Annotated in this window: 24 protein-coding genes; 12 read left to right on the top strand and 12 right to left on the bottom strand. The window is 65.2% G+C overall.

What is annotated here, in order from left to right; translation table 11 throughout:
* Positions 1 to 88 precede the first annotated feature (88 nt).
* Genes FQU74_RS17685 through FQU74_RS17670 form a run of 4 tightly spaced genes read left to right on the top strand, consistent with a single transcriptional unit; the run spans position 89 to position 3,436 of the window.
* Positions 89 to 1,057, top strand: coding sequence for a threonine-phosphate decarboxylase (locus tag FQU74_RS17685; protein WP_146287805.1), 969 nt, complete (start codon positions 89 to 91; stop codon positions 1,055 to 1,057).
* Entirely contained in the window at positions 1,054 to 1,965 is a 912-nt protein-coding gene (cbiB, locus tag FQU74_RS17680; protein ID WP_146287804.1) for an adenosylcobinamide-phosphate synthase CbiB, read from the top strand. Before FQU74_RS17685 ends, cbiB begins: the two co-directional genes overlap by 4 nt.
* 3 nt (positions 1,966 to 1,968) lie before the next feature.
* Positions 1,969 to 2,880, top strand: coding sequence for a glycosyltransferase family 2 protein (locus FQU74_RS17675; protein WP_146287803.1), 912 nt, complete (start codon positions 1,969 to 1,971; stop codon positions 2,878 to 2,880).
* Entirely contained in the window at positions 2,870 to 3,436 is a 567-nt protein-coding gene (locus tag FQU74_RS17670) for an MOSC domain-containing protein (RefSeq protein ID WP_146287802.1), read from the top strand. The genes FQU74_RS17675 and FQU74_RS17670 overlap by 11 nt, the downstream gene beginning before the upstream one ends.
* A 2-nt stretch (positions 3,437 to 3,438) precedes the next feature.
* On the opposite strand, the gene FQU74_RS17665 is transcribed toward FQU74_RS17670, so the two are convergent.
* Together FQU74_RS17665 and smc are read right to left on the bottom strand one after the other, a co-directional pair.
* Complete coding sequence (locus FQU74_RS17665) at positions 3,439 to 3,795, bottom strand: hypothetical protein (protein WP_146287801.1); 357 nt, start codon at positions 3,793 to 3,795, stop codon at positions 3,439 to 3,441.
* Positions 3,792 to 7,247, bottom strand: a complete 3,456-nt coding sequence (gene smc / locus FQU74_RS17660; RefSeq protein WP_146287800.1) for a chromosome segregation protein SMC — start codon at positions 7,245 to 7,247, stop codon at positions 3,792 to 3,794. Before smc ends, FQU74_RS17665 begins: the two co-directional genes overlap by 4 nt.
* Before the next feature lie 193 nt (positions 7,248 to 7,440).
* On the opposite strand from smc, the gene FQU74_RS17655 reads away from it, so the two are divergent.
* The 3 genes from FQU74_RS17655 to FQU74_RS17645 all read left to right on the top strand — a co-directional run bounded on the left by FQU74_RS17655 (position 7,441) and on the right by FQU74_RS17645 (position 9,029).
* Positions 7,441 to 7,884, top strand: coding sequence for a GNAT family N-acetyltransferase (locus FQU74_RS17655; protein WP_146287839.1), 444 nt, complete (start codon positions 7,441 to 7,443; stop codon positions 7,882 to 7,884).
* A 75-nt stretch (positions 7,885 to 7,959) separates the two neighbouring features.
* Positions 7,960 to 8,316 (top strand): CidA/LrgA family protein, encoded by a 357-nt coding sequence (locus FQU74_RS17650; protein WP_146287799.1) that lies wholly within the window; start codon positions 7,960 to 7,962, stop codon positions 8,314 to 8,316.
* Positions 8,313 to 9,029, top strand: coding sequence for an LrgB family protein (locus FQU74_RS17645; RefSeq protein WP_146287798.1), 717 nt, complete (start codon positions 8,313 to 8,315; stop codon positions 9,027 to 9,029). Before FQU74_RS17650 ends, FQU74_RS17645 begins: the two co-directional genes overlap by 4 nt.
* Here FQU74_RS17645 and FQU74_RS17640 read toward each other — a convergent pair whose 3' ends face one another.
* Complete coding sequence (locus FQU74_RS17640) at positions 9,030 to 11,336, bottom strand: PBP1A family penicillin-binding protein (protein ID WP_146287797.1); 2,307 nt, start codon at positions 11,334 to 11,336, stop codon at positions 9,030 to 9,032.
* 276 nt (positions 11,337 to 11,612) lie between these two features.
* On the opposite strand from FQU74_RS17640, the gene FQU74_RS17635 reads away from it, so the two are divergent.
* Complete coding sequence (locus tag FQU74_RS17635; protein ID WP_146287796.1) at positions 11,613 to 11,951, top strand: P-II family nitrogen regulator; 339 nt, start codon at positions 11,613 to 11,615, stop codon at positions 11,949 to 11,951.
* A 29-nt stretch (positions 11,952 to 11,980) separates the two neighbouring features.
* A complete protein-coding gene (locus FQU74_RS17630; RefSeq protein ID WP_146287795.1) occupies positions 11,981 to 13,480 on the top strand; it encodes an ammonium transporter in 1,500 nt (499 codons plus the stop codon).
* A 102-nt stretch (positions 13,481 to 13,582) separates the two neighbouring features.
* Here the strand turns inward: FQU74_RS17630 and FQU74_RS17625 are convergent, their stop codons facing one another.
* The 6 genes from FQU74_RS17625 to dapA all read right to left on the bottom strand — a co-directional run bounded on the left by FQU74_RS17625 (position 13,583) and on the right by dapA (position 18,570).
* Positions 13,583 to 14,764: an amino acid aminotransferase gene (locus tag FQU74_RS17625; protein ID WP_146287794.1), complete on the bottom strand. Its 1,182-nt coding sequence runs from the start codon at positions 14,762 to 14,764 to the stop codon at positions 13,583 to 13,585.
* A gap of 4 nt (positions 14,765 to 14,768) precedes the next feature.
* Entirely contained in the window at positions 14,769 to 15,641 is an 873-nt protein-coding gene (gene sseA, locus FQU74_RS17620) for a 3-mercaptopyruvate sulfurtransferase (protein WP_146287793.1), read from the bottom strand.
* A 178-nt stretch (positions 15,642 to 15,819) separates the two neighbouring features.
* On the bottom strand, positions 15,820 to 16,110 hold the full coding sequence (locus FQU74_RS17615; protein WP_146287792.1) for a hypothetical protein: 291 nt from the start codon (positions 16,108 to 16,110) through the stop codon (positions 15,820 to 15,822).
* A 115-nt stretch (positions 16,111 to 16,225) separates the two neighbouring features.
* Complete coding sequence (gene smpB / locus FQU74_RS17610; RefSeq protein ID WP_146287791.1) at positions 16,226 to 16,699, bottom strand: SsrA-binding protein SmpB; 474 nt, start codon at positions 16,697 to 16,699, stop codon at positions 16,226 to 16,228.
* Between the two features lie 40 nt (positions 16,700 to 16,739).
* A complete protein-coding gene (locus tag FQU74_RS17605) occupies positions 16,740 to 17,606 on the bottom strand; it encodes a DMT family transporter (RefSeq protein WP_229704429.1) in 867 nt (288 codons plus the stop codon).
* Positions 17,607 to 17,697: 91 nt separating this feature from the next.
* Entirely contained in the window at positions 17,698 to 18,570 is an 873-nt protein-coding gene (gene dapA, locus FQU74_RS17600; protein WP_146287789.1) for a 4-hydroxy-tetrahydrodipicolinate synthase, read from the bottom strand.
* A gap of 215 nt (positions 18,571 to 18,785) precedes the next feature.
* Here dapA and FQU74_RS17595 point away from each other — a divergent pair, with 215 nt between their 5' ends.
* Entirely contained in the window at positions 18,786 to 20,705 is a 1,920-nt protein-coding gene (locus tag FQU74_RS17595; RefSeq protein WP_229704428.1) for a lytic transglycosylase domain-containing protein, read from the top strand.
* Positions 20,706 to 20,707: 2 nt separating this feature from the next.
* Here FQU74_RS17595 and FQU74_RS17590 read toward each other — a convergent pair whose 3' ends face one another.
* Positions 20,708 to 20,905 (bottom strand): hypothetical protein, encoded by a 198-nt coding sequence (locus tag FQU74_RS17590; protein ID WP_146287787.1) that lies wholly within the window; start codon positions 20,903 to 20,905, stop codon positions 20,708 to 20,710.
* A 196-nt stretch (positions 20,906 to 21,101) separates the two neighbouring features.
* Between FQU74_RS17590 and FQU74_RS17585 the strand changes: the two genes are divergently transcribed.
* Positions 21,102 to 22,133: a dipeptidase gene (locus FQU74_RS17585; protein WP_146287786.1), complete on the top strand. Its 1,032-nt coding sequence runs from the start codon at positions 21,102 to 21,104 to the stop codon at positions 22,131 to 22,133.
* A 52-nt stretch (positions 22,134 to 22,185) separates the two neighbouring features.
* On the opposite strand, the gene FQU74_RS17580 is transcribed toward FQU74_RS17585, so the two are convergent.
* Both FQU74_RS17580 and FQU74_RS17575 read right to left on the bottom strand, forming a co-directional pair.
* Positions 22,186 to 22,785 carry an MlaC/ttg2D family ABC transporter substrate-binding protein gene (locus FQU74_RS17580; RefSeq protein WP_170246261.1) on the bottom strand — a complete coding sequence of 200 codons (600 nt, stop codon included), beginning with the start codon at positions 22,783 to 22,785 and terminating at the stop codon, positions 22,186 to 22,188.
* Between the two features lie 7 nt (positions 22,786 to 22,792).
* On the bottom strand, positions 22,793 to 23,557 hold the full coding sequence (locus tag FQU74_RS17575; RefSeq protein WP_146287838.1) for an MlaA family lipoprotein: 765 nt from the start codon (positions 23,555 to 23,557) through the stop codon (positions 22,793 to 22,795).
* Positions 23,558 to 23,728: 171 nt separating this feature from the next.
* On the opposite strand from FQU74_RS17575, the gene FQU74_RS17570 reads away from it, so the two are divergent.
* Positions 23,729 to 25,477, top strand: coding sequence for a type I secretion system permease/ATPase (locus FQU74_RS17570; RefSeq protein WP_146287785.1), 1,749 nt, complete (start codon positions 23,729 to 23,731; stop codon positions 25,475 to 25,477).
* Positions 25,478 to 25,492: the final 15 nt, after the last annotated feature.

The raw sequence follows: 25,492 nt of genomic DNA, 5'->3' as shown, positions 1-25,492 counted from the left end.
CTTGCGATTGGCTGCGGTGTGTCCGGGAGAGTGGTTGCGCTTACGTCGCGGATCGGCATTCTTGGCGCAACAAGACGGGGGAAGGCGCATGGCACAAACTGCAGATCACGGCGGAGGGATCGACGCCGCGGCACGGCAGTATGGTGGCGCAAGATCCGACTGGATCGATCTGTCGACCGGTATCAATCCGGAGCCCTATCCGATTGCGGCGCTCCCCGCCGATGCCTGGACTGCCCTGCCCGACAGCGCGGCACTCGGATCGCTGCTGGCAGCGGCACGCAGGTTTTGGCGTGTGCCCGACGCGGCCGAGGTTGTCGCGGCGCCCGGCGCCTCGGCATTGATCGCACGCATCCCGGCCCTGTGTCCCGCGCCCGCATATGTTCCGGGTCCTACCTACAACGAACATGCCCGCGCCTTTCACAACGCAGGGCTCCCGGTGACCGACGCCACAGCCCCGGTCCATGTGCATGTCCATCCGAACAATCCTGATGGAAAGCTCTGGCCTGAAAGCGTCCGTGGTACGCAACTGACCGTCGTGGACGAAAGCTTTGGCGATATCGCCCCTGAGACGAGCATGATCGCCCGCACCGCTTACCCCGGAACGCTGGTCCTGAAGAGCTTTGGCAAGTTCTGGGGGTTGGCCGGGATGCGACTTGGCTTTGCGATTGGTCATCCCGAAACCTTGCGCGGCCCAAACGGCCGACTGGCCGACATGATCGGGCCCTGGGCGGTGTCGGGCCCGGCCCTGGCGATCGGGGCGGCAGCCCTGTCGGATCTCGTCTGGGCCGAGACAACGCGGGCACGCCTTGCGCAGGATGCCACGCGGCTTGATGCGATGGTCTGCGCACGCGGTGCGCGCCTTGTCGGCGGGACGACGCTCTTCCGTCTCTATCAGGTGGAGGACGCCGCGCTCTGGCAAGACCGGCTTGCCCGGCAGCGCATTTGGAGCCGCATCTTCCCCTATAGCGGCACATGGCTGCGGCTTGGTCTGCCACCCGCACACGGCTGGGATCGGCTGGAACAGGCCCTTGCCACGATGACGGAGACGGCAGCATGACCGCGCTCCTCGCGTTGCCAGCCATGCTGCTCGACGCCGTTTTCGGTGAGCCCAGATGGCTCTGGGACCGCTGGCCGCATCCGGCCGTCCTCATGGGAAGGGCCGTGGGCTGGATGGACAAGCGCCTGAACCAGGGGGGCACACGCCGCGCCAAGGGCGTGCTCGCTATGGTGCTGCTTGCGGCCGGGGCGATCCTGCTGGGGGGGCTTATCCATGCGCTGCCCGACTTCGGGGTGATCGAGATCGTCGTCGTCGCGGTCCTTCTGGCGCAGCGCAGTCTGGTCGATCACGTCCGCGCCGTGGCAGATGGCCTGCGGCAGTCCCTGCCCGAGGGGCGCCGTCAGGTGGCCCGCATCGTCGGTCGCGACACGGCCAACATGGACGCACCCGCCGTGGCCCGCGCCGCCATCGAAAGCGCGGCCGAGAACCTGTCCGACGGGGTGGTCGCGCCCCTGTTCTGGTATCTGGTCGCGGGGTTGCCGGGCCTGATGCTTTACAAGATCACCAATACCGCCGACAGCATGATCGGCCACCGCACCCCCCGGCACGAGGAATTCGGCTGGGCCGCCGCACGGTTCGATGACCTGTTGAACCTAATCCCGGCGCGGCTGACCGCGCTTTTGCTGGCGCTGGCGCATTGGCGGCCCGATGCCAAAGGGGTGATCCTGCGGGATGCCCCGCTGCACCGCTCGCCCAACGCGGGCTGGCCCGAGGCCGCGATGGCGGTGGTTCTGGGCATCTCGCTCTCTGGCCCGCGGAGCTACAGCGGCGAGATGCGCGCGTTTCCCTGGGTTTACCCCGAGGGCCGCCGCGATCCTGGCCCTGCCGAGATCGACGCCGCCTGCACCGCGCTCTGGCGCACCTGGGGGCTGATGTTGGCCGTCACCGCGGCCATGGCACTGGCCTAGACCATGGCAAGCTGGGCCATTGTCGCCACGGTCAATGCGCCCGTCGATCAGGTGCTGGCCTTTGTGGCGCATCACTTGACGCTGCACCCGGCGCGCATCCGGCTATACTTCGATGATCCCGCAGACCCGGCCCTGACGGCCATTCGGCCCATTGCCGGGGTCGAAGCCATCGCCTGCGATCTGGACCATTGGCAAGGGCAGAACGGCCATCGACCCGACAGGCATCAGGAACGTCAGTCGATGAACGCACAGGCCTGCTACTGCGACGCCCGCGAAGACTGGCTCTTGCACATCGACGTTGACGAATTCCTGCTGCCTGACCGCCCGGTAGCCGAGATTCTGCGCGCTGTGCCGCGCCGCCGGCCGATCCTGCGCGTGGCCCCGTTCGAGGCGCTGCATGATCCTGCTGTGGCGGATGATATCTTCACCGCCCGGCACTTTCGCCAGGCGCTTGCCGGGCCTGCCCATGCGGAAGCCCGCGCGGCGGTCTTTGGTCGCTATGCGGAACTTCTGCCGGCAGGTGTACTGTCACATGCCATCGGCAAGTGCTTTTTCCGCACCGGGATCGCGGATCTGCGCCCCTGGCTGCATGGCGCACGGCTGAACGGTGAGCGGGTGCCGCAAGGGCCTGCCTCGGCGGATCTGGCGCTTTTGCATTTCCACGCGCAAGACCCTGTTGCATGGCGCGCCCGTCTGCCGTTCCGCCTTGCGCGCGGCGCCTATGTGCTGAAGCCGGAATTGCAGACCTTTCTTGCTGCCGCCGATGGCGCCACGATCGACGCCTTTTACCACCATGTGCAGACCGCCACACTCGAGGCTTTGGCCCTGCTCAGGGACCGTGGCCTTGTGATTGAGGCGACGCTGAACCTGCGCGCGAAGATTGCGAAAATGAACGGAGATACCGATGGCCAGTGAGCCGGCCCACCAAGCGACAATGGCCGAGTTGATGGCCGCCCTGCCGCATGTGCTCGCGGCGCCAAAGGACGCGGCGCCCGTCTTGCAGCTGTGCTTTCGCCCCGCCTTCAACCAGCGCAGCTTTCCAGACCACCTGACACTTACACGCACCGAAGGCATACCGGGTGAGCGGTTCACCTCCGCCCCTTGGCTCAAACTGCCTGACGGGTCGGGTGACCCGCGTATTCAGGTCTCGATCCTGCCGCGGCGGGTGATGGATCTGGTCTGGCGGGACCGGGCCGGAACCCCGCATCCGGGCGATACGATCATCGCCGATCTGGACACGACCGAAGCAAATCTGCCGACAGGCACGCTGTTGCAAGTGGGCACCGCCATTCTGCGGGTCAGCGATGTGTTCAACGACGGCTGCGTCAAGTGGAAGGCCCGCTACGGCGCCGACGCCAAGGCCTGGATCACCGCGCCCGGACACCCCGAACTGCGATTGCGCGGCATCCTTTGTTCGGTCGAGAGCGATGGCGAGATCCGGCTGGGCGATCCGATCCGCAAGCTGGGCTGACCCTACATCCCTTCGGCCGGGCGACGCGCCCGGCGCCACTGGATGAAATGAGCCTCTGCCTCGGCCGCGAGGCCCTGCCAGCGCGTCAGATCCCCGGGACCGACCAGCGGCATGACCAGCGCCGCCTCACCGTCGATCAGTTGTATCCGCGCCACCCCCATGCGGGCGTTCCAGTCTTCAATGGCGGCTGCCGGCGGGCGCACGTTCCACGGCAACACCAGCCGCCATCCCGCGTCAGTCGCCTCGGCACGGAATTCGGGCGCTTGCGGGGCGGTGCGGGCGTAGGCCACCCCAGCCTCCACTTCGATCCCGCAGAATCCCGTCGCGGCCAAGGCCGTTCTCACGTCATCCAATGTCATGCCACCAGCGCCTCGGCCTTCTTCAGATCGACAGAGACAAGCTGGCTGACCCCCTGTTCCTGCATCGTCACCCCGAACAGCCGATCCATGCGGGCCATGGTCACGGCGTGGTGGGTGATGATCAGGAAGCGGGTTTCGGTCCGCCGCGTCATCTCGTCCAGAAGGTCGCAAAAGCGTGTAACGTTTGCGTCGTCAAGGGGGGCGTCCACCTCGTCGAGTACACAGATCGGCGCGGGGTTGGCAAGGAACACCGCAAAAATCAGTGAAAGCGCCGTCAGCGTCTGCTCTCCCCCCGACAGAAGCGAGAGTGTCGAAAGCTTCTTGCCCGGCGGTTGGCACATGATCTCAAGCCCCGCTTCAAGCGGGTCGTCGGATTCGACCAGCACAAGCCGCGCCTCGCCCCCACCAAACAGGTGGGTGAACAGCGTCCCGAAAGACCCGTTCACCTGCTCGAACGCGGTCAGCAGCCGCTCGCGCCCCTCGCGGTTCAGGCCCTGAATGCCGCCGCGCAGCTTCTTGATCGCCTCGTCGAGGTCGATCTTTTCTTGCGCCAGCGTGTCGTATTCGGTCTGAACAGACTTGGCATCCTCCTCGGCCCGCAGATTCACTGCGCCCAATGCCTCGCGCTGACGGCGCAGCCGGCCGACATCGGCATCGAGCTGATCGACCGTCGGCATCGCCTCGGGATCGACGCCCAGACCTTCAAGAAGCTGTGCCGGCGTCATCTCCATGTCTTCGCGGATCCGCTCGACCGCTGCGGCGACCGTTTCGCGTGCGGCCTCAGCGCGGGCATCGGCGCGGGCGCGGGCCTCGCGCGCTTCACCGGCCAGACGTTCGGCGTCACGCTCGGCGATCTGGGCCTCGCGCAGCATACCCTCGGCCTCGGCCAAGGCATCGGCGGCAGCTGCGCGGCGGGTCTCGGCCTTGGCAATCGCCTCGGCCAGATCTTCGCGACGGATGGAGATCTCTTCGGGCACGGCGCTTGCATCCTCGAGCTCGGCCTCGGTCTCGGCCTTGCGCTCGGCCAGTTCGGCGCTGCGCTTTTCCGCCGTCTCCAGTCGGTGCTTCCAGCCCGAGAGTTCCTTCTGCACCTCCTGACGCCGACGCACGCGGGCCTCACCTTCGCGGCGCACCTCGTCCTGAGCCGAGCGGCGGGCCATCATGGTGATGCGCGCGGCCTCGACAGCCATTTTCAGCTGTTCCACCTCGGTGCGCACGCCCTCAAGGTCGGGCAGGTCGCCTGCACCGGCCTCGGCCTCGGCAAGACGGGCGCGGGCGGCCATGGCCTCGTCCTCGAACCGCGACACCGCCAGGCGGGCAGCCTCCAGCCGTCCTGCGGCCAATGACCGGTCCGCCTCGGCCCGCGCCAATGCCCGGCCCGCCTCGGTCATCCGGGCATCGGCGGCGCGACGGGCATCGCGCGCCATCTGATCCGCGCGCCCCAGATCCGCCAGCCGGGCCTGCAGCGCCTCATGGGCCTGACGAGCCCCTTCGGCGCGCGCTGCCACATCTTCGAGGTCGCGTTTCAGCTGCACCAGACGATTAAGCTGCCGCAGACGCAGGGCCGCCGCAGACGGCGCATCCTCGGCACCAGCGCGGAAGCCGTCCCACCGCCAGAGATCCCCCTCAAGGCTCACAAGCCGCTGGCCGGGGCGCAGCAGGGGTTGCAGGCGCGCGGCATCCGTGCGGCCGATCACACCGATCTGGGCAATACGACGGCGCAGCACCTCTGGCACCTCGACCTGCGCTGCAAGGGGCTCCACCCCTTCCGGCAAGGGTTGATCGGTGTCATAGGGGGGCATCGTGGCCCAGCCTGAGCGGCCATCGCCGTCAAGTTCCGGCGCGCGCAGATCATCGGCCAAAGCCGCACCAAGGGCTGCCTCGAACCCGGGCGTGACCTGCACCCGGTCAAGAAGCTGCTCGCCTGCATGTGATTCCCGTTCGACCAGCCGCGCCAGCGCGGCAACCTCGGCCCGCAAAGCATTGGCCTCGCCCTCGGCGGCCGAGCGGACGGCGCGCGCCTCGGCCTCACGCGATTGCACCTCGGCGCGGGCTTCCTCGGCGGCGACCAGCGCCTCTTCTGCGGCAATCGCCTGTTCGGCAGCCTCTTCCTGTGCAATCGCGGAGGCCTCTTGCCCCTCGATCGCTTCGGCAAGCGCCTCTTGCGCTGTCTCGACGCCAGCGCGGGCGCGAGCGGCCTCGGCCTCGGCGCGGTCCAGCGAGACGCGAGTCTCGGTCAGCATCCGCTGTGCCGATTGGTGCCGCGCGGCCAGACGCGCCGCGTCTTCGGTGCGTTCGGTCAGTTGCCCCTCGCGGTCCGTCAGGATCGCACCCGCCTCGCGCGCCACCTCGGCGGCCTCGGCCAGCTTGTCGTCATGCCCCTCATGCGCCTTCAGAAGCTGCGCCAGTTCCCAGTCGAGACGTGCGATCGTTTCGCCTGCGTCACGATTGAGCCCGGCCTCGCGCTCCATATCGCGCTGCAACTGGCTGATCCGCCCCTGCAGGGTCTCGATCATCTGCCGGGCGCGGGCCTCCTGATCGTTCAAGGCATCGCGTTCCACGACCAGACGCTGCAGAACGGCCCCGGCGATGGCCTCTTCCTCGCGTCGGGGTGGCAGGCGTTCCTCAGCCGCCTCGCGCGCAGCCAGTGCGACCCGCGCGGCTTTTTCCGCCGCCGCTGCCGCAAGCACACGCGCCCGCAGCGCATCCTCCGCCTCAGCCCGCGCAAGATCGGCCTCGCGCCAGCGCCGGAACAGGAGCATCCCTTCGGACCGCCGCAGATCCTCACCGATCTCGCGATAACGCGCCGCCTGACGGGCCTGACGGGCCAGTTGCGACAGCTGTGCCGACAGCTGTTCCAGCACGTCATCGACGCGTGCAAGGTTCTGCTCGGCAGCAGACAGGCGCAATTCGGCCTCGTGCCGCCGCTGATAGAGGCCCGAGATGCCCGCCGCCTCTTCGAGGATGCGCCGTCGCGCTTTGGGCTTGGCGTTGATCAGCTCGGAAATCTGGCCCTGCCGCACGAGTGCAGGGGATTGCGACCCTGTCGAGGCATCGGCAAACAGCATCTGCACATCGCGGGCCCGCACATCCTTGCCATTGGCCTTGTAGGCAGAGCCCGCATCCTTGGTGATGCGCCGCACGACCTCCAGCTGGTCGGCGTCGTTGAAGCCCGAAGGCGCGAGCCGTTCGGCATTGTCGATGATCAGCGCGACTTCGGCGAAATGGCGGGCGGGCCGGGTGGCAGCGCCTGCGAAGATCACATCCTCCATTCCGCCACCGCGCATGGCCGTGGGCCGGTTCTCGCCCATCACCCAACGCAGTGCCTCAAGCAGGTTCGACTTGCCACAGCCGTTTGGCCCCACAACGCCGGTCAGGCCGTCATGGATCACCAGCTCTGTCGGATCGACAAAGCTTTTGAAGCCGTTCAGTCGAAGGCGGGTAAACCGCAACGGGAATCTCCTGCAAGGGAGGGGTATGGTCGGTCGGGGACTGGCCCGAGTCAACCGGGTTGCCCCAAGCAATGCTGCAAGACCATCGGTTATCCCCAAGATGTTGGGTGCTTGACGCGCCCTTGGTCGCGCTATGACACTGGGCGCACCCCAGCCGGAGCTCAGGATGGACAGCGACAGACACCCCCACCGGATGACCGGCGACGATGACCCGGCCGACGTTCTTGCCCTGATCCGCGCGGCCTTTGCCGGGATGGAGGGTCGGATCGATCCCCCGTCCTCGATGCATCTGCTGACGCCTGACGCTATCGCCCTTCAAAATGAGACGGGTGAGGTCTGGCTGATCGGGCGCCCGCCACTGGCCTGCGTCTTTCTGACGGCAAAGCCCGATGCGCTTTACGTCGGAAAGCTTGCGACTGCGTCGAGCGCCCGCAGGCAGGGTCTTGGTCGCAGGCTGATGGCGCTGGCCGAGATGCGGGCTCAGGCGCTTGGGCTGCCCGCGCTGGAGTTGCAGACGCGCATTGAGCTGACCGAAAACCACGAAACCTTCCGCGCCCTGGGTTTTGTGCAGGTGGGCGCCACCAGCCACCCTGGGTTTGACCGCCCTACCAGCCTGACCTTCCGCCGCGCAGTCTGACCTGCGGGGCCGTGCAAACAGGGGTTCCAGCGGCGCGCGGTTCGTCGCAGTCTGCACTCATAGGATGGAGGCCCCATGATCCCTGCGCTTTTGACCCTGCTTTCGGCCCAGTTGGGAGGCGAGGCCTTGACCCGCCTGACCGGAGCCCCACTGCCCGGCCCGGTTCTGGGCATGCTTTTGCTGCTTGCGGGCTTTGCCCTGTTCCCGGCCCTGGTCGAGGTGCTGCGGCCCCTCGCCACGACCATTCTTGGAAACCTCTCGCTTCTTTTCGTGCCAGCAGGAACCGGGGTTGTCGGGCACCTCGACAAGATCGTGTCCTTTGGCCCGGCCCTGGTGGTCGTGCTGCTGGTATCAACCCTTGCGGCCATCGCGGCGGGGGCGCTGACCTTTGTCGCGGTGTCGCGGCTGACGGGTTCGGGGGCTGAGGAATGACCGACTTCGCCGAGATCTGGTCCTATCTGGCCCAAGGGCCACTTCTGTGGCTGACGGCGACGCTGGCCGCCTATGCGGTAGGGGACGCCTGCTTTCGCGCCTCGGGGCGCAGGCCTATCGTCAATCCGGTGCTGATTGCAGTTCTGTTGCTGGCGGCCCTGCTCTGGCTTTCGGGCACGCCTTACCAGACCTATTTCGAGGGTGCGCAGTTCGTCCACTTTCTGCTCGGCCCAGCCACGGTGGCGCTGGCCCTGCCGCTTTGGGACAATCTGGGTCATGTGCGCCGCGCGGCTCTGCCCATGCTGGTGGCCTTGCTTGCGGGATCGACGGTTGCCGTTGTCTCGGCCCTCGGCCTCGCCGTGGCCTTTGGGATCGATGGCGAGGTGCTTGCCTCCATCGCGCCGAAGTCGGCGACCGCGCCAGTCGCGCTTGGCATTTCTGACCGTCTGGGCGGATCGCCCACGCTGACCGCCGTTCTGGTGATCCTGACGGGGATCATCGGTGCGATCTTCGCGACGCCGCTTCTGAATGCCCTGCGCATCCGTGACTGGCGCGCGAGAGGATTTGCGACCGGCGTGGCCGCACACGGGATCGGCACCGCCCGCGCGTTTCAGGTTCACCCGACAGCCGGGGCCTTTGCGGGCCTCGGCATGGGGCTCAATGCAGTGCTGACCGCTTTCCTCGCGCCGCTGCTGCTTGGGCTGTTCCGCTGATCAGCCGCCAAGCGCCTCGCGCAGCGCATCCTGCAGGGCATCGCCACTGCTGGGTGCGGGCTGCACAGGGGCAGGCTGGGCAGGGGCAGGCATCGTCGGATCGGTCGGCTGGAACTGCCCATCCGCCGGGGCATTGGCAACCGGCACATTGGCCGAGCCTGCGCTGGCACCTTGCTCGGCACTCATCTGGCCGGGGCTGACGCCGCCCTGCGGGCGGGTTTTCGGCGCGGGCACCTTCATCGGAAGTGGCGTGGGCGGCACATCCTTGTGGATGCGAACCATCACCTCATGCCAGATCTCGGCAGGCAGGCCTGCGCCGGTCACTCCTTTCAGCGGGCGGTTATCATCGTACCCCATCCAGACGCCCACGACGTAATGGGCCGAGAATCCGATGAACCAGGCATCGCGCGCGGCATTGGTCGTACCGGTCTTGCCTGCGACCGGATGATCGCCCAGCCGTGCCCGCGTGCCGGTGCCGCGTTCGATCACCTGCGTCAACATATAGGTCAGATATTCGGCCGCCTCCTGCTGGATCACACGCTCGCCGATACCGCCCTCCTGGCCGATAAGTTCAGTATCATCCCCCTGCAGCTTGAGGCTGATGAGGCCATAGGGCTTGACCGCCGAGCCGCCATTCAGGATGCCGGCATAGGCGCCGGTCATTTCCAGAAGCGTGCTTTCGCTGGCGCCAAGTGCAAGGGCCGGGCCCGCGGCCAGATCGCTCTTCAGCCCGAATTGCGAGGCGACCTGCCGCACCACATCGCGCCCCACCGCCTCAGAGATGCGGACGGCCGGAATGTTGCGGCTTTCGGCAAGGGCCTGGGTTAGCGTGATCAACCCCTTGAACTTCTTGTCATAGTTCTCGGGCGTCCAGGGGCCGGAGCCCTTGATGGTGATCGTCAGCGGCGTGTCCTCGACATAGTCGGCGGGGGTATAGCCGATGTCCATCGCAGCCGCATAGGCAAAGGGCTTGAAGGTCGATCCGGTCTGGCGCAGCGCCTGTGTCGCACGGTTGAAGCTGCCTGCACCTTGCGTCTTGCGACCGCCGACCATGGCGCGCACCGCGCCATCGGCACTCATCACGACAATCGCTGCCTGCGCCTCTGACTCTTTCGACACCTTGGTCGCAAACACCGCCTCCAGCGCCTCTTCCGCCTGGCGTTGCAGGCGCTGGTCCAGCGTGGTGCGGATGATGACATCCTCGGTCGTGTCCTTGGTCAGGAAGGCGGGACCGGATTCCATCACCCAGTCGGCAAAGAAGCCGCCCGCGTTCTTGGCCGCGGCCTCAGACAGCTCTGCCGGGTGGGCACGGGCATCGTTCGCCTGCTCGGCTGTCAGGTAGTCCTGCTCTTCCATCAGGCCGATGATCACATTGGCCCGGTCCTGCGCGCGCTTGAGGTTGTTGGTCGGCGCATAGCGCGACGGCGCCTTCAGCAAGCCCGCCAGCATCGCAGCTTCGGCCGGGTTCACCTGATTGGCCGATTTGCCGAAATAGCGCTGCGCTGCCGCCTCGAACCCACGGGCGCCTGCACCCAGATAGGCACGGTTGAAGTAGATCGTCAGGATCTCGGCCTTGGAATACTTGGCTTCCATGGCAAAGGAGAACGGGATCTCCTTGATCTTCCGCCAGACACCGCCGGCGCGGCAGTCTTCCTCATAGGCGGCTTCCGTTTTCCACTGTGCCGGATCGTACTGCACGCCAAGGCACAGCAGTTTCGCCACCTGCTGGGTGATGGTCGAACCGCCGTTGCCCTCAAGCGGGCCGCGACCCTCGGACAGGTTGATGCGAACGGCACTGGCGATGCCGCGTGGGCTGATCCCGAAATGCTGGTAGTACCGCTTGTCCTCGGTCGCGACGACGGCATTGCGCAGGTGTTCGGACACATGCTCGGCGTCGATCATGCCGCCGAAGGTCTCGCCGCGCCAGGCGAAGACCTGACTGTCACGGTCAAGCATCGTGACCGATCCGCGCGCGCGGGCATCGACAAGGTCGGTCACGGGGGGAAGCTGCTGGTAGAAGTAGAACGAGGCCCCAAAGACGATCAGCGCCAGCACAGCCGTGACGCGCCAGCCGACACCCCAGATGATGCGCCAGATCAGAGAGAACAACCCAAGGATCATGGTAACGATCAGCCCGTGCTTGCGGGGCGCGGGCTTGCGGGGGGCGGGCTTGCGGGGCGGTGGTGTGCCGCCGCCACTCTTGCCGCCGCTGCGCTTGCCGTTACCGCCGCCACCGCCTGACGCGGCCCGCGCCGGATAGCGACGGTCAGCCACAAGGGGAGTGCCCCAGTTTCCGCTCTCACTCATGCCCGATACGCCTGTGTCCTGGACTTGTTCATGGTCTTTTTTGTTGGCGGAAACTTTAGCGCGACCCACCGGGTTTGTGGAGTGTCGACGGGGTCGATTCGCAAACTTGATCAGCTTAAAATTTATGCGTTCTGCAAAAGTAGTGCAAAAAATGTGCAACTTATGCCCTGCGAAAGTCTCCGAGCGTGGCTGATTTCTTGTGCAAACCCGGTTTGCCCCGCCTTCTGTCAACCGCAAGGCCCCCTGAAGGGCCGACCGCCAGAGAAGGGGACGCACGTGAAACTGATCATTGCAGCAATCAAGCCTTTCAAGCTTGAGGAGGTCCGCGAGGCGCTGACCACCATCGGAGTGCGGGGCATGATGGTGACCGAAATCAAGGGCTTCGGTTCGCAGTCCGGCCATACCGAAATCTACCGCGGCGCCGAATATGCCGTGAACTTCGTGCCGAAAGTGCGACTGGAGATCGTCGTCACTGACAGTCTGGCCGATCAGGTGGTCGAAACGATCCGCACGACCGCGCGCACTGACAAGATCGGCGACGGCAAGATCTTTGTCCTGGATGTCGAACAGGCCGTCCGCGTCCGCACCGGCGAGACGAACGACGACGCGCTTTGAGAACAAGGGTGGAAGGGGAAGCAAACACCATGAAAAATCTTATGAAACTTTCCGGTCTTGCGGCGCTTGGCGCGCTTGCCGGCCTGCCCGCTGCGGCGCAGGATGCCGCAACGGCGGCTGCCGCGCCTCTGGCGCCCTACACCTTTGAACAGTCGGTGAACAACGGCGATGTGGCCTGGATGTCGATCTCGACCATTCTGGTCCTGCTGATGACTGTACCGGGACTCGCCCTGTTCTATGGCGGCCTCGTGCGGACGAAAAACATGCTGTCGGTGCTGACCCAGGTCTTCGCCATCTGCGCAATCGTCGCGATCATCTGGGTCACCTATGGCTATTCGCTGGCCTTTACCTATGGTGGCAGCCTTGACACCTTCGTGGGCGGCTTCTCCAAGGCGTTCCTTGCCGGCGTTGACGTGAACTCGAAAGTCGCGACCTTCACCAACGGCGTCTATCTGCCCGAGTTCACCTTCATTGCCTTCCAGATGACCTTTGCCTGCATCACGCCGGCACTGATCGTCGGCGCCTTTGCCGAGCGGATCAAGTTCTCGGCCCTGATGGTTTTCATCGTCCTGTGGGTTACGCTGATCTACTTCCCGATGGCCCATATGGTCTGGTGGTGGGGCGGCCCCGACTTCCTCGCGCAGGAACAGACCGCCAAGCTGATCGCAGAAGCCGCTGGCGACACCGCTGCCGCCGAAGCTGCTGCTGCCAACCTGGCCGCCAATGGTCTGCTGTGGAACTGGGGCGCGCTTGACTTCGCCGGTGGCACGGTCGTCCACATCAACGCCGGTGTCGCGGGTCTCGTCGGCTGCATCGTGCTCGGCAAGCGCGTAGGCTACGGCAAAGAGTCGATGGCGCCGCACTCGCTGACCATGACCATGATCGGCGCCTCGCTTCTGTTCGTGGGCTGGTTCGGCTTCAATGCCGGCTCCAACCTCGAATCGAACGCCATCACCGCGCTGGCCATCGTGAACACCTTTGTCGCAGCCTGCGCCGGTGGCGTTGCCTGGATGTTCATCGAATGGGCGATGAAGGGCAAACCCTCGCTTCTGGGTCTGGTTTCGGGCGTTGTCGCCGGGCTGGTCGCCGTCACCCCGGCCGCTGGCTTTGCAGGCCCGATGGGTTCGGTGGTGCTGGGCCTTGTGGCCGGCGCGGTCTGCTTCCTGTTCGTCGCCTATGTCAAGAACGCCCTTGGCCTTGACGACAGCCTCGACGTCTTCGGCGTGCATGGCATCGGCGGCATCATCGGCGCCATCGCCACCGGTATCCTGGTGAACCCTGCCCTTGGCGGCGCGGGCATCCCGGACTACCTGAGCCAGCCCGGCACCCTGCAGGTGGCCGAATATGTCGCCTCGACCGCCATCATGGCACAGATCAAGGCGGTGCTGTTCACACTGGTCTTCTCGGGCGTGGGTTCGTTCATCCTCTACAAGCTGGTCGACATGACCATCGGCCTGCGCGTGAAGCAGGACGTGGAGCGCGAAGGCCTCGACCTTGCCGAACATGGCGAGCGCGCCTACTCCTCGTGACCAAGGGGGCGGGTCCCTTCGGGGCCCCGCCCTTTACCAGACGAGAAAAGGAAAAGGCCCGAAGCGATGCTTCGGGCCTTTTCGTTTCCGTGTCTCAGCGCCTTACAGAACCGCTGCAACCGCCTTGGCCAGTACCGGCACGGTTGCCTTGTTCAGACCAGCAATGTTGATACGGCTGTCGCTGACCATGTAGATGCCGAACTCGTCGCGCAGACGCGTCACCTGTGCCTCGGTCAGCCCCAGCAAAGAGAACATGCCCCGGTGGCGGGCGACAAAGTCGAAGCGGTCGCTGTTGGTCGCGCGGCGCAGCTCTTCGGCCAGTTGGGCGCGCAGCGAAAGCATGCCGTTCCGGGTCTCTTCCAACTCGGCCTTCCAGTCGGCCTCGAGGCTCGCGTCCTCAAGCACCGTCATCACCGTGCGGGTGCCATGATCGGGCGGGAAGCTGTAGGTCTGGCGGTTCAGGAAGTTCAGGTTGCCCTGAGCAATCTTCGCCTGCTCGGCATCCGCCGAGATCGAAATCAGGATGCCCGCGCGGTCGCGATAAACACCGAAGTTCTTGCTGCAGGATGCCGCGATCAGCACCTCGGGGAACGAGGACGCAATCAGCCGCGTGGCCTCAGCATCCTGGTCCAGCCCGTCACCAAAGCCCTGATAGGCAAGGTCCACCATCGGGAAGGCGCCGCGATCCTTCAGAAGTGCGATCACCTGTTTCCATTGCTCCAGCGTCAGGTTCGCACCGGTCGGGTTGTGGCAGCAGCCGTGCAGCAGGACGACATCGCCCGCCTTGACCCGGCCCAGATCCTCGAGCACCGCCGCAAAGTCGACCTCGCCCGCCGCTGCGTCGAAGTAGCGGTATTCAGCAACCGGCAGGCCCACGAACTTGATGATCGAGATGTGGTTGCCCCAAGTGGGTTTCGACACCCAGACCGTCGCGCCGGGGTTCGCCATCTTGGCCAGATCAATGCCCAGACGCACGGCACCGGTGCCGCCGGGCGTGGCGATCGACGACAGACGCGCGCCATCCACGCTGCCCGCAAGGATCAGCTTGCGCATGGCGGTATTGTAGCCCGGCTCTCCGGTCAGCGCGGTATAGGTCTTGGTGTCCTGCGTCTCCCAGATCTTCTTCTCGGCCGCCTTCACCGCCCGCATCACCGGGGTCAGGCCCGTCGCGTCCTTGTAGACACCGACGCCGAGGTCGATCTTGTCGGTCCTCGGATCATCCTTGAACATCTGGATCAGTTGCAGAATCTTGTCCTGCGGCTGAGCCTTCAGCGCTTCCAGCATCGCCTTATCCCTTTGCGACTTTCAGATCGTCATACATGCCCCATTCGGCCCATGAGCCGTCATAGAGCGCCCAGTTCCGGTGGCCGATCCGCTCAAGCGCAAGGGCCAGCACAGCGGCGGTCACACCGGATCCGCAGCTGGTAATCACGGGTTTCGCCAGATCCACCCCTGCCGCATCAAAAACGGCCTTCAGGGCGGATGCGTCCTTCATCGTACCGTCCGCGTTCACCAACGTATCGAACGGCACGCTTTTCGATCCCGGTATATGGCCCGAGCGCAACCCCGGGCGCGGCTCTTCCTCCTCGCCACGGAATCGCGGGGCGGAACGCGCGTCGACAATCTCCGACAGGCCCAGCTTGCTGGCATGGGCGACCTGCGTCACGTCCTTGACGAGCCCGGCCTGCCGGCTGACCGTGATATGACGATCGCGCACGATCGGGGGCATGTCCTCGATCTCGCGCCCTTCGGCCCGCCATTTCGGCAGGCCGCCATCCAGCACGGCAACATCCAGCTTGCCCATAAGGCGGAAGGTCCACCACACGCGGGGGGCCGAGAAGATGCCGGTGCTGTCATAGACAACCACCTGATGCCCGTCACCCACACCCATGGCGCGCATCCGGCTGATGAACTTCTCGACGGGCGGCGCCATATGCGGCAGCTCCGATCGCTGATCGCTGATCTCGTCGATATCGAAGAAGCGCGCGCCCGGAATGTGGCCCGCCTCATACTCGGCCCGCGCATCACGATCCGAGTTGGGCATGAACCAGCTGGCATCCAGAACCCGCAGATCGGGGTCGCGCAGATGCGCGGCCAGCCAGTCGGTCGAGACCAGCGTTCTGGGATCATCCGTGAATGCGGCACTTTGGGGGGAAGTCATCGGTGGCTCCTCCTGTGGTCGGCCCCGCTTTACCACAAGGACCCAAGCAGGCAAGCGCCAAGCAAGGTTTCGACGCTAACATCGGGGTTCAACCAAAGGCCCGTGACTTTTCGGCAGCCGGATGGAAAAGGGGCGCGGCCAATCATGCCACGCCCCTGAATTCCTGTACCGTCCGTGTCTACTTGCCCATCGCGTTGCGGATCACGCCAATGATGGCCAGCAGCACACCGCCGCCCACGCCACCTGATGCGACGCTGCTGATGATCGCGCCAACGTCCATGCCGCCGGCTGCAGCGGCCGCATCAGGCGCAGCGCCACCCAGCAGTGCCGACAGGATCGTGCTGCCCAGGCCGCCGCCCAGAATGCCGACCAGTGAATTGCCCAGCGTGCCCAGGCTGAGGTTCTTCATGACGCCGCCGGCGAGATTGCCACCAAGCGCCCCTGCGATCAGGCTGATGATCAGTTCCATGTCGTCCCTCCTCCACGGGGAATTTTCCCTCGTTGCACGGCCCTGATGAAATGCGTGGGCCGCGACAAACTGTCGCACCACCGCCCGATTTCACAAAGCATGCCTTTAAGGAAAGTCAGCTACCGTGGCGCAGAAGTCGCTGTTTCTGCCGATCCCAGTCGCGTTTGGCTTCGGTCTGGCGCTTGTCGGCCAGCTTTTTCCCCTTGGCGACGCCCAGCTTGATCTTCACGATCCCACGTTCGTTGAAATACCATTTCATGGGAACGATGGTCATCCCCTCACGTGCCGTGGCGTTCCACAGCCGCGACAGCTCGCGCTTCGAGACCAGAAGCTTGCGCCGGCGACGCTCTTCATGGCCCCAGGTCTTCGCCTCGCGATAGGGGGCGATATAGCTGTTGATTAGCCAGAGTTCGCCATTCTCGACGCTGGCATAGCTTTCGCCCAGGTTCGACCCGCCCTGACGCAGCGACTTGACCTCTGACCCGAGCAGCATGACCCCAGCCTCCAGATCGCTTTCGATGAAGTAATCGAAACGCGCCCGGCGGTTTTCGGCGATCAGTTTGGAATTTGGGTCGGATTTTGGTGCCATGATCGCCCCGAGATAGGCGAGCTACCCGCGAAAGTCCAGATCAGCCGGCCACGCGCCGGGTTCGCACCAGGGTGTAAAGCCCCGCCGACACCACGATGGCCGAGCCGATCATGGTCGCCGCATCCAGACGCTCGCCAAAGACCACAACGCCAAGGACCAGCGCAAAGACGAGGCGCGTATAGCGGAACGGGGTCACCACGCTGACCTCACCCGTCCGCATGGCGACGGTCAATGCCCAGTAGGCCGCCACACCGACCACGACCGCGATCATCAATTGCACGGCCATCATCGGATTAAGCATCACTGCGCCACCCTGCCATGTCAGAAGTGCCGCACCCGTCGGCACCATCGCCAGAAAACCATAGATCCCAAGCTGGAAGTTCGTCAGCACCTTGGGCGCCGCCCGCGTCGCAAGATCACGGCCCGCAAAGCCCAGCAGACCCAGCACCGCAAGAAGCGAGGCCCAGGTGAACCCCTCAAGCCCCGGACGCAGAATGACCAGCACGCCGAACAGCCCCAGAAGGATCGCGCTCCAGCGCCTCCAGCCGACCTTCTCGCCAAAGATCAGCGCGGCCCCCGCCACCACGACCAGCGGTGTGGCCTGCAGGATCGCGCTTGCACTGGAAAGCGCGGTAAAGGCGATGGCGAGCGTATAGAAAAGCCGCCCCATCACCTCGAACCCGGCCTTGGCCAGCATCCGGGGGCTGATGACCGCCGGATGCCAGATCGGCTGGCCCTGCACATAGGTCAGTGCGGCAAACAGCAGGCACCCGCCCGCGCCGAAAAATATCAGGATCTCACCCACCGGCATCCCTGCGGCGGCGACGCGCTTCAGAAGCATGTCCTCGATGGCAAAGCCCAGCATGGCCAGAACCATGAACAGGCTGCCGCGCAGATTGTCACTCATCGCCCGCTCCATACGATGCGGCTTCCTCTTGGCCAAAATACCCTGGGGGAGCCCGGAACGGGCGGGGGCAAAGCCCCCAACCCGCAGCGTGTCAGAGGACGCCCGCGTGCTGCATGGCGGCCTTGATCCTGGCTTTCGTCCCGTCGGTCAGACCGACCAGCGGCAGGCGCACCTCTTCCGAGCACAGACCGAGCAGCGACAGGCCATATTTCGCGCCCGCAAGTCCGGGCTCGATGAAGATCGCCTCATGCAGCGGCATCAGGCGGTCCTGATACTCAAGCGCCTTGGCATAGTCGCCCGCCAGCGTCGCCGCCTGGAATTCGGCGCAGAGGCGTGGCGCCACGTTCGCAGTGACCGAGATGCAGCCCACGCCGCCATGGGCGTTGAATCCCAGTGCGGTCGCATCTTCGCCCGAAAGCTGGATGAAATCGGCCCCGCACGTGGCGCGCTGCATCGAGACCCGTTCGATCTTGCCGGTTGCGTCCTTCACGCCGACGATGCGCGACAGCTTTGCCAGCGCGCCCATCGTCTCGGGCGTCATGTCGATGACCGAACGGCCGGGGATGTTGTAGATGATGATCGGCAGGTTCGACGCGTCATGCAGCGCGGTAAAATGCGCAATCAGCCCCGCCTGCGTGGGCTTGTTGTAATAGGGCGTCACCACCAGCGCGGCGTCGGCGCCCACCTTTTCAGCGTGCTGGATCAGACCGATCCCCTCGATCGTGTTGTTCGACCCGGCCCCTGCGATCACCGGCACACGGCCTGCCACGGTTTCGACCACGATCTCGATGACCTGGCCGTGTTCCTCATGGCTCAAGGTCGGGCTTTCGCCGGTCGTGCCCACCGGAACGATGGCGTTCGAGCCCTCGGCGATATGCCATTCGACCAGTTTCTTCAGCGTGTCCACATCCAGCGCGCCGTTCTTGAACGGCGTGACCAGGGCAGGCATGGACCCTTTGAACATGACACGCATCTCCGATTGCTGGGGCAGACTCGCCCGATTGACCGCCTTTCCTCTAACGATCCGGCCCGCGCTTGCCAAGTTGCGATGCACGGGCAAACCGCGCCACGCGCCCGATAGGCCACAGCCCCCCCGCAAGCTTCCGCCGACGCCGCGGCCCCTGTCGGGGATGTGAGTTGCCCCTGTCCCCGCCTTGCTGCAATTTCCGCGCCATGAACATGCTGCGTCCCCTCCTGCTTTGCCTTGCCCTTGCCACCCCGGCGATGGGTCAGAGCGATCTCGCCGACAACCTGCGGCTCGCGCTGAATGAGGCCGGGCGCAAGAACTGGTCCGAGGCTGCGCGCCTCGCCGCGGGATCGCCTGTCAGCGCCGATCTGATCGAATGGCAACGCCTGCGCGCGGGTGAGGGAACCCTCTCGGAGTACGAGGCTTTTCTGGCCCGCCGCCCCGACTGGCCGGGACTTGCCCTGCTGCGGGAAAAGGGCGAGGAGGCGGTCGCGCGCTCGACCACGCCCGAGCGGATTCTGGCGTGGTTCGGCAACAGCCTGCCACAAACCGGCGCAGGCTCGCTTGCGGTGATTGGCGCGCTGCGCGCCACCGGCCGGACGGCAGAAGCAGAGGCCGAGGCGCAGCGGGCCTGGGTCGAGTTGCCGCTGTCCTCTGAGGATCAGTCAAAGCTTCTGGCGCTCTATCCGGGGCTGACGCAACTCAATGAGGAACGGCTCGCCCACATGCTATGGGAAGATGAGCCCTCGCAGGCCGAACGCGTGGCCGGTCAGATGCCCGAGGGCTGGCAAGCCCTGGCACAGGCCCGCATTGCGCTTCGCGAACGAAAGGACGGGGTGGATACGCTGGTCAAACGGGTGCCGCGCCCGCTTGCGGCCCATCCACTGCTGGCGCAGGCCCGCATGGACTGGCGCATCGCCCGCGACCTCTGGGACGACGCTGCGGCACTGATGCTGGACCATTCCGGCAGCGCCGAGGCGCTTGGCAACCCTCAAGCCTGGGCCAAGCGTCGGGCGCAGCTGGCGCGTCAGCTCTCGCGCGATGGCAAGGCACAGCTTGCGTATCGCGTGGCCGCTAGCCACCACCTGAGCGAGGGCGCCGACTATGCCGATCTGGAGTTCCTCGCGGGCTTCATTGCCTTGCGCCAGATGGGCGACGCAGGGACCGCGCTTCAGCACTTCCGCAACCTTGAGGCACGGGTCACGACCCCGATCTCGCTGTCACGCGCGCTTTACTGGCAGGGACGCGCGCTTGAGGCACTTGGCGACCCGACGGCGACTGCACGCTATCAGGCGGCGGCACAGCACCAGACCGCCTACTACGGGCTTCTTGCCGCCGAAAAGCTGGGCCAGTCACTGGACCCTGCACTGCTTGCGCCACTGTCGGCCCTCGACTGGCGTGCGCGGCCCTTCGCCCGCTCGTCGGTGATGCAGGCGGCGCTTCTGCTGCTGAGCGCCGGCGACAAGCCGCAGGGCACGCGCTTCCTGCTGCATCTGGCGGAAACGCAGTCGCCCGAGGATCTGGCAAGCCTTGCCCAGCTGGCCCTGACGCTTGACCAGCCGCATATCGCCGTCCTTCTGGCGAAACAGGGGGCAGAGCGTGGTATCATCCTGCCCGGCGCTTACTATCCCGTGCCCGACCTGATCCCGAACGATGGCCTTGCCGTCTCGCGTGCCTTCGCGCTGGCCATCGCGCGCCGGGAAAGTGAGTTCGACCCGACCGCCCGCAGTTCGGTTGGCGCACGCGGTCTGATGCAGTTGATGCCAGAGACCGCCGAGCGCACCGCGAAATCGCTGGGCCTGCCGTTCGAGCTTGGCCGCCTGACCAGCGATCCGGCCTATAACGTCACGCTCGGCAGCGCCTACCTTGCCAAGCTGGTCGAAGAGTTCGGCCCGTCGGTCGCCCTTGTCGCTTCGGGCTACAACGCGGGCCCCGGCCGCCCGCGGCGCTGGATCGGCGAATTCGGTGATCCGCGCGCGTCCGCGGTCGATGTGGTCGATTGGGTCGAGATGATCCCGTTCACCGAGACCCGCACATATGTTATGCGCGTCGCGGAATCGCTGGTGATCTATCGCGCGAAACTGCGCGGCACGCCCGGCCCGGTGCGCCTGACAGCCGAGTTGAAAGGCTAGGCTCAGCCCTTGAGGATCAGCTGATCACTGCGCGACAGACGCAGCCAGGCCAACATTCCGGTCAGGAAGCCCGCGCCGGCCAGCAGGGTGGCGATGATCATCTGCCCGGTATCCTCGATGCCCGCCGACAGAGCCAGATATCCAAAGGCCCAGAAGCCCGACCAGCTGATCACACAAATGATCGCAACAAGCTTGTTCATGCGGCTCCTCCCAAAACCCCGATGCACAGCGGGATTGAAACTGGGGCAGTTTGTCGCAGCATTCCAGACAAATTGTCGCAGGAAGTTGCGAAAAACTGGTGCAATCGCGTTTTCTTGAAGCTCACACCGCCGAAAATCGGCAGGGGTTGCGCCTTTGATCGCTTCATGTCCAGTCTGCGGCAGAATGGAGCACGCCATGACCCAAGCCATCTTTGACGGACACAACGACCTGCTTTCGCGCCTTTGGGCCATGAAGGACCGCCACGGCGAGGCCTTTCTGGAGGGGTGGGAGGGCGCTGTTTCGCTGCCCCATGCGCAGGCGGGTGGCCTGGCAGGCGGGTTCTTTGCCGTCTGGGTTCCCGGTGATCCAAAGACCGCGCCTGACCCCACAGCCACACTTCGCGCCCATCCTCCGGTCAACACCGACACCGCGCATCGCGTAACGATGGAGCAGGCCTCGATCCTGATCCGCCTTGATGCCGAGCGCCCCGACGCAATCCGCCTCTGCCGTAGCGTGGCAGAGATCGAGGCGGCGCGAACGGCTGGCGCAGTGGCCGCCCTTCTGCATGTCGAGGGCTGCGAGGGGATCGGCGAGGGTCTGGACGAGTTGCATGTTCTGCATGCCGCCGGTCTACGAAGCCTTGGCCCGGTCTGGAGCCGCAGCAACATCTTTGGCCATGGCGTGCCGTTCAACTTCCCCGCCTCTCCCGATACAGGGCCGGGGCTGACCGATGCGGGCCGCAGGCTGGTCGCGGAGTGCGATCGGCTGGGCGTGCTGGTCGATCTGGCGCACATCAACGAGCAAGGCTTCTGGGACGTGGCGGCAGCGTCGCAAAAGCCTCTGGTCTCAACCCATTCGGCGGCCCATGCGGTCTGCCCGGCAACGCGCAACCTGACCGACCGCCAGCTTGACGCCATGGCCGAGCGCGGCGGACTGGTCGGCCTGAACTTCGGCGTGGGCTTTCTGCGCGACGACGGCACCCGCAATCCCGCAACGCCGGTCGGGCAGATGATCCGCCATCTGGATCATCTGATTGCCCGGTTGGGCGAAGAGGGCGTGGCGCTTGGGTCGGACTTTGACGGCACGACCACGCCCGACTGGCTGCAGACCGCCGCCCAACTGCCAGCGCTGGTCGCGGGGATGGAGGCCGCAGGCTACGGGTCGGCACTGATCGACCGGCTCTGCTGGGGCAACTGGATGGGGCTTCTGCGCCGGGTCATCGGCTGAAACGAAAAGGCCCGCCGCTTGGCGGGCCATGTCCTGATTGCAGGGCGCGGGATCAGGCCGTGGCAAGCGCCGCAGTCAGCGCATCAATGTCGCCCTTCTGCTGCTTGAGCATCGAGCCGATCTCTTCACGCTCTGACGCCAGCATGTTCACGCCTTCAATGATGATGTTGAAGAACAGGTCCCGACCGGACTTGTTCGACACATGCCAGCGCAGATCGAAGGGTGCCTCGCCCTGCAGATGCGCAACCGAGATCACCTCGAAGTAGCTCTTCAGTGGCTTGGCATCGACCACCTCGATCCGCCCGCCGATGAACTCGCGGAAGCGGCGGCCATACTTGCGGCTGATGTAACCCTGATAGGCCTTGGTAAAGGCCGACATCTGTGCGGCGCTGGCCGTCCGTGCGGCCGGGCCAAGCGCCGAACGTGCGATGGCGCTGACATCGGCATACTTGGCAAAGATCCTCTCGAAATCGCGATACATCGCGGTCTCGGACTTGCCCGAATTGATCACGGAGTTCACCTCGCCGATGGCGCGGTCGATCAACGCCTTGGCCGAGGCCAGATCCAGCGCCGCGGCGGGCCGGGCAAGGAGGGTCGCCGCGGCACCGGCGGCAAGGGTCACGCCAAAGGCGCGGCGGGTCATATGTGTCATCTGTCCATTACTCCGCATAGGGATCAATGAAATCGTCTTCGCCTTCCGCGGGCTGCTGCCCGAGATCGAACCGACGGTTTTGCAGGTAGAGCAGGCGCGACTGCGAATAGCTGTCGGCGCTGTCGTAGAGAACCGAATCGATCGTTTGAGAATAGCGGTCACGATCACCCAGTTTCGAGCCGACTCCGGCCGCCGTGGCGTAGTATCCCTCGGTCGTGGGCAAAACATTGCTGACCGGATTGGTGAAAATGTCCACAACATCGCCGACCGCGTCGCGCGTTGTGCGCGGGCCGAGCACCGGAAGCTCCAGATAAGCCCCCTCGCCCACACCCCAGACATAGAGCGTCTCGCCGAAGTCGGTCTTTTCCTGTGGCAGATCGAACTCGCGCGCCGGATCGAAAATGCCCGCAACCCCGAAGGTCGAATTCATGATAAAGCGCAGCGTGTTCTTGCCAGCGCCTTCCACATCCCCCTGAAGCACGCCATTCACGACGTTACCGGGCAGTTCGAGGTTCGAGGCAAAGTTTGCGACGCCGGTTTTTACCGGCTGCGGCAGAATCGCGCCGTAGGCTTTCGAGGCCGGGCGGGCGACGACCGTATCCAATCCCTTGTTGAATGCATGGATCGAACGGTTGGTGTCTTCGAGCGGATCATAGGGCTCGGACGTTGGTGCTGGCCCCGCACAGGCCGCAAGGCTGGCGGAAACAATCCCCGCAAGCGCCCAATGCTTGCCGCAATCTTGCAACAAACCGGTTTTTAAAGGATATGACATCGCCAATAGCCTGCTTTTTCTTGCGTCACGGCGCGAACCACTGCCACGGCGCCCAGAACGCAAGGGATAAGGTGTTCCGATGGACAACGCAATTCATGACCGTGGCATTGAAGTGACGGATCGCGCCGCGCGTGTTCACAATAAATTCAGCACGGATCAGGAGATCATCGAGTGAGCCGAAATGAAATCGGGCTGAACATCGCCCCGGGCCTTGCCGAACTTCGCGCGGCGCGGCGTGAATCGAATGGCCTGCTTCTGGCCGTTTTCCTGTTCAGCGTGTTCTACAACCTGCTGCTGTTCACCGGCCCGCTTTACATGATGCAGGTCTACGACCGCGTCCTTGGCAGCCGGTCAGAGGCGACGCTTCTGGCGCTGACGCTGCTGATCGTCTTTCTGTTCATCATCATGGGCCTGCTGGACCATGCCCGGGCCCGTGTCATGGCGCGGGTCGGCGCGGCCTTCCAGTCGCGTCTTGACCGGCGGGTGTTCGAAGCCGCGATGCGCCGCTCACAGGTCGCGCCCTCTGACCCGGCCGCCACCGCCGCGCAGCGGGATCTTGAGGCAGTGCAGCGGCTCTATTCCTCACCCGTGCTGATCGCGCTGTTCGACATCCCCTGGACGCCGGTCTTCATCATCGCGACCTTCATCTTTCACCCCTACATGGGCTGGCTTTCGGTCATCGGCGGGGTGATCCTTGTGATCATCACCGTGCTGAACCAGCGTGTGACCAAGGTGCCGCTTGCCCGCGCCAACAGCGCCACCATCACCGCCGAACGGATGGCCGAGAATCTGAAGGCCGAGGCGGAAGTTGTGCAAGCGCTTGGCATGCGCGAGGCAGGCTTCACCCGCTGGCAAAAGGCGCGTGGCACGGCCCTTCGCGAAACCATCAGCGCCTCGGACGTGGGCGGAACCTACTCGGTCATCACCAAGACGTTCCGGCAATTCCTGCAATCGGCGATGCTGGGACTTGCGGCATGGCTGGTGCTGAAGGGCGAGCTGACCTCGGGCGCAATGATCGCGGGCTCCATCCTGATGGGTCGGGCGCTGGCGCCCATCGAGACTGCCGTCAGCCAATGGGCGGTGGTGCAACGTTCGCAAGAAGGCTGGGCGCGTCTGGCCGAGCTTTTCTCGCGCCAGCCCGAAGAGCCCGGCCATACCGCCCTGCCACGCCCCCGCGCATTGCTTGAGGCGCAGAACCTGACCGTCGTGCCACCGGGCGAAAACCACGCAACGCTGCGGATGATCAACTTCCGGCTGGAACCGGGTCAGGCGCTTGGCGTCATCGGCCCATCGGGGTCGGGCAAATCCACGCTGGCGCGTGCGCTGATCGGCGCATGGCGACCCGCAGGCGGCAAGGTCCGGCTCGATGGCGCCTCGCTGGATCAGTATGACCCGGATGTTCTGGGCAGCTACATAGGCTACCTGCCGCAGCGCGTGACGCTGTTCGAGGGCACGATCGCCGAAAACATCGCCCGTCTGCAAGGTAACCCGGATGGCCTCAAGGTCGTCGAGGCCGCCAAGAAGGCCGCGGCCCATGACATGATCGTGCGTCTGCCAGATGGCTATGACACCCGCGTCTCGGCCCTTGGCGGGAGGTTGTCGGGCGGCCAGATCCAGCGGATCGGCCTTGCCCGCGCGCTTTACGGCGATCCGGTGATCGTGGTGCTGGACGAGCCGAACTCGAACCTCGACAACGAGGGATCGATGGCGTTGAACGATGCCATCAAGCAGATGAAGGCGGCAGGCTGCGCGGTTCTGATCATGGCGCACCGTCCAGCCGCCATTCAGGAATGTGACCTTCTGCTCGTTGTCGAAGATGGCCTGCGCCGCGCCTTTGGTCCGCGCGACCAGGTGCTGCGCGAGATGGTCAAGAACCACACGGAAATCGCGAAAAGTGCCGGCCCTGGCGGCGTGACCTGAGGGTGGCAAGACGCC

It is taken from the genome of Gemmobacter aquaticus, from assembly GCF_007859075.1.
Taxonomy (GTDB): Bacteria; Pseudomonadota; Alphaproteobacteria; order Rhodobacterales; family Rhodobacteraceae; genus Gemmobacter; species Gemmobacter aquaticus.
Note: the sequence above shows the minus strand (reverse complement) of the source record. Positions and strands in the feature narration are given on the sequence as shown.

Excerpts from the sequence above, each read along its gene's own strand:
- FQU74_RS17685 (WP_146287805.1), top strand. The coding sequence starts at position 89 with ATGGCACAAACTGCAGATCACGGCGGAGGGATCGACGCCGCGGCACGG.
- cbiB (WP_146287804.1), top strand. The coding sequence starts at position 1,054 with ATGACCGCGCTCCTCGCGTTGCCAGCCATGCTGCTCGACGCCGTTTTC.
- FQU74_RS17675 (WP_146287803.1), top strand. The coding sequence starts at position 1,969 with ATGGCAAGCTGGGCCATTGTCGCCACGGTCAATGCGCCCGTCGATCAG.
- FQU74_RS17670 (WP_146287802.1), top strand. The coding sequence starts at position 2,870 with ATGGCCAGTGAGCCGGCCCACCAAGCGACAATGGCCGAGTTGATGGCC.
- FQU74_RS17665 (WP_146287801.1), bottom strand. The coding sequence starts at position 3,795 with ATGACATTGGATGACGTGAGAACGGCCTTGGCCGCGACGGGATTCTGC.
- FQU74_RS17655 (WP_146287839.1), top strand. The coding sequence starts at position 7,441 with ATGACCGGCGACGATGACCCGGCCGACGTTCTTGCCCTGATCCGCGCG.
- FQU74_RS17650 (WP_146287799.1), top strand. The coding sequence starts at position 7,960 with ATGATCCCTGCGCTTTTGACCCTGCTTTCGGCCCAGTTGGGAGGCGAG.
- FQU74_RS17645 (WP_146287798.1), top strand. The coding sequence starts at position 8,313 with ATGACCGACTTCGCCGAGATCTGGTCCTATCTGGCCCAAGGGCCACTT.
- FQU74_RS17640 (WP_146287797.1), bottom strand. The coding sequence starts at position 11,336 with ATGAGTGAGAGCGGAAACTGGGGCACTCCCCTTGTGGCTGACCGTCGC.
- FQU74_RS17630 (WP_146287795.1), top strand. The coding sequence starts at position 11,981 with ATGAAAAATCTTATGAAACTTTCCGGTCTTGCGGCGCTTGGCGCGCTT.
- FQU74_RS17625 (WP_146287794.1), bottom strand. The coding sequence starts at position 14,764 with ATGCTGGAAGCGCTGAAGGCTCAGCCGCAGGACAAGATTCTGCAACTG.
- sseA (WP_146287793.1), bottom strand. The coding sequence starts at position 15,641 with ATGACTTCCCCCCAAAGTGCCGCATTCACGGATGATCCCAGAACGCTG.
- FQU74_RS17615 (WP_146287792.1), bottom strand. The coding sequence starts at position 16,110 with ATGGAACTGATCATCAGCCTGATCGCAGGGGCGCTTGGTGGCAATCTC.
- smpB (WP_146287791.1), bottom strand. The coding sequence starts at position 16,699 with ATGGCACCAAAATCCGACCCAAATTCCAAACTGATCGCCGAAAACCGC.
- FQU74_RS17605 (WP_229704429.1), bottom strand. The coding sequence starts at position 17,606 with ATGAGTGACAATCTGCGCGGCAGCCTGTTCATGGTTCTGGCCATGCTG.
- dapA (WP_146287789.1), bottom strand. The coding sequence starts at position 18,570 with ATGTTCAAAGGGTCCATGCCTGCCCTGGTCACGCCGTTCAAGAACGGC.
- FQU74_RS17595 (WP_229704428.1), top strand. The coding sequence starts at position 18,786 with ATGCTGCGTCCCCTCCTGCTTTGCCTTGCCCTTGCCACCCCGGCGATG.
- FQU74_RS17590 (WP_146287787.1), bottom strand. The coding sequence starts at position 20,905 with ATGAACAAGCTTGTTGCGATCATTTGTGTGATCAGCTGGTCGGGCTTC.
- FQU74_RS17585 (WP_146287786.1), top strand. The coding sequence starts at position 21,102 with ATGACCCAAGCCATCTTTGACGGACACAACGACCTGCTTTCGCGCCTT.
- FQU74_RS17580 (WP_170246261.1), bottom strand. The coding sequence starts at position 22,785 with ATGACACATATGACCCGCCGCGCCTTTGGCGTGACCCTTGCCGCCGGT.
- FQU74_RS17575 (WP_146287838.1), bottom strand. The coding sequence starts at position 23,557 with ATGTCATATCCTTTAAAAACCGGTTTGTTGCAAGATTGCGGCAAGCAT.